This is a genomic window from Variovorax sp. P1_H12_2 (assembly GCF_056405335.1).
In genome coordinates this window covers 1-2,089 of the sequence record NZ_JBFUCI010000660.1, presented here as the reverse complement: position 1 = coordinate 2,089, position 2,089 = coordinate 1, and the positions used below count along the sequence as shown (strand labels likewise).

Annotated in this window: 2 protein-coding genes and 1 pseudogene; all 3 read right to left on the bottom strand. The window is 68.6% G+C overall.

Annotated elements, in window-relative coordinates:
* On the bottom strand, window positions 1-728 hold a 728-nt coding region (locus tag AC1D2K_RS33865), incomplete at its 3' end, for a phosphohexomutase domain-containing protein (protein WP_478094712.1).
* Window positions 725-1,588, bottom strand: coding sequence for a dihydropteroate synthase (gene folP, locus AC1D2K_RS33860; RefSeq protein WP_478094711.1), 864 nt, complete (start codon window positions 1,586-1,588; stop codon window positions 725-727). The genes AC1D2K_RS33865 and folP, both read right to left, overlap by 4 nt.
* A 127-nt stretch (window positions 1,589-1,715) precedes the next feature.
* A pseudogene (locus tag AC1D2K_RS33855) lies at window positions 1,716-2,089 on the bottom strand (ATP-dependent zinc metalloprotease FtsH); the annotation flags it as partial.

The window sequence follows — 2,089 nt, the reverse complement described above, 5'->3', positions numbered from 1 at the left end:
TCGCCATCGAGCGCGATGCCGTAGTGCGCGCCCTGCGCCCGCACCGCATCGATCAGTGCCTGCGGGTGGGTGGCGCCGAAGCCCTTGTTGATGTTGAGCCCGTCGGGCGCGCAGCCGATGCTCACCACGTCAGCGCCCAGTTCATGGAACACCTGTGGCGCCACCTGGTAGGCAGCGCCATGGGCGCCGTCGACCACCAGCTTCAGGCCGCGCAGCGTGAGGTCGTAGGCGAAGGTGCTCTTGCAGAATTCGGTGTAGCGCCCGGGCGCGTCATTGAGCCTGCGCGCCTTGCCGAGCTGGGCCGAGTCGGCCCAGGCGGGCGCTTCCTCGAGCGCCGCCTCGACCGCCAGTTCCCACTCGTCGCTGAGCTTGGTGCCCTGGGCGCTGAAGAACTTGATGCCGTTGTCGGGAAAGGCGTTGTGGCTGGCGCTGATCACCACGCCCAGGCTGGCGCGCTGCGCGCGCGTCAGGTAGGCGACACCGGGCGTGGGCAGTGGCCCGAGCAACACCACGTCGACGCCGGCCGAATTGAATCCGGACTCGAGCGCCGACTCGAGCATGTAGCCCGAGATGCGCGTGTCCTTGCCAATCAGCACCGTGGGACGCGCCTCGGTCTTCTTGAGCACGCGGCCGACCGCATGAGCGAGTCGCAGCACGAAATCCGGCGTGATCGGCGGTTGGCCCACCGTGCCGCGGATGCCATCGGTGCCGAAATATCTTCTCGTCATTGCTGTTGATCCTCTGTTTGTTGTTCCTGCCTCATCGCCCGCCATACGGCCAGCGCGGCGACGGTCTCGCGCACATCGTGCACGCGCACGATCGCGGCGCCCCGTTCGACCGCCATCAGGGCTGCGGCCACGCTGGGCACCATGCGTTCGCTCGCCCGCTCGATGCCGGTCACCGCGCCGAGCGAGGACTTGCGCGACCAGCCGGCCAGCAGGGGCCAGCCCGCGACAAGCAACTCCCGCTGACGCTCCAGCAGTGCGAAATTCTGTTCGACGGTCTTGCCGAAGCCGATGCCCGGGTCGAGCACGATGCGCGATGCGTCGACCTTCAGCGCCAGCAAGGCCTCGGCCTGCTGCTCGAGAAAGGCGCGTACCACGGGGACCACGTCGCCTTCCATCGGCGTCGCTTGCATCGTCTGCGGATCGCGGTGCATGTGCATCAGGCAGATTCCGCAGGCGGGATGCGCCGCCACCGCCTGCATCGCGCCAGGCTGCCGCAGCGCCCAGACGTCGTTGACGATGTCGGCGCCCAGCGCCAGCACCGCACGCATCACTTCGGGCTTGTAGGTGTCGACCGAGACCGGCACCCGCAGCGTCAGCGCTTCGCGCACCACCGGCAGCACCCGCGCCAACTCGGCGTCGAGCGGCACCGCCGGACTGCCGGGCCGGGTCGACTCGCCGCCGATGTCCAGGATGTCGGCGCCCTCCTCGACCAGCCGAATGCAGTGCGCGACTGCGGCCTGGGTCGATGCGTGCGCACCGCCGTCGGAAAAGGAATCGGGCGTGACGTTGACGATACCCATCACCTGCGGCCGTGCCAGATCGATGGCGAAGCGCGCGGTGCGCCAGACGCCTCGGCTCATTGGGCAGGCTCCGTGCTGCGCACTGCGGTGCGAGCTTGCTTGAGAGCGGCCCGGCGCGGCGCGCACGCCTTGCACCCAGCCAAAAAAAACGGGGCCAGTGGCCCCGTTGCTTGCCAGAGCATCATGCTCAGGCGGCGGTCGGTGCCGGGTCGGGGTTCACCGCCGGCGTGCCGCCGCTGCCGCCGCTGCCCGAAGGCGGAATGCGCGGCGTCCAGTCCTTGGGCGGACGCGGTGCGCGGCCGGCCATGATGTCGTCGAGTTGCTCGGAGTCGATGGTCTCCCACTCGAGCAGGGCCTTGGCCATCGAATGCATCTTGTCGCTATTCTCCTCGATCAGGCGGCGCGCCAGGGCGTACTGCTCGTCGATGATGCGGCGCACTTCGGCGTCGACCTTCTGCATGGTCGACTCGCTCATGTTGGTGGTCTTGGTAACCGAGCGGCCGAGGAACACCTCGCCCTCGTTCTCGGCGTAGACCATCGGGCCCAGCGATTCGGTCATGC

Coding starts and splice junctions, on each gene's coding strand:
- folP (WP_478094711.1), bottom strand. CDS start 1,588: ATGAGCCGAGGCGTCTGGCGCACCGCGCGCTTCGCCATCGATCTGGCA.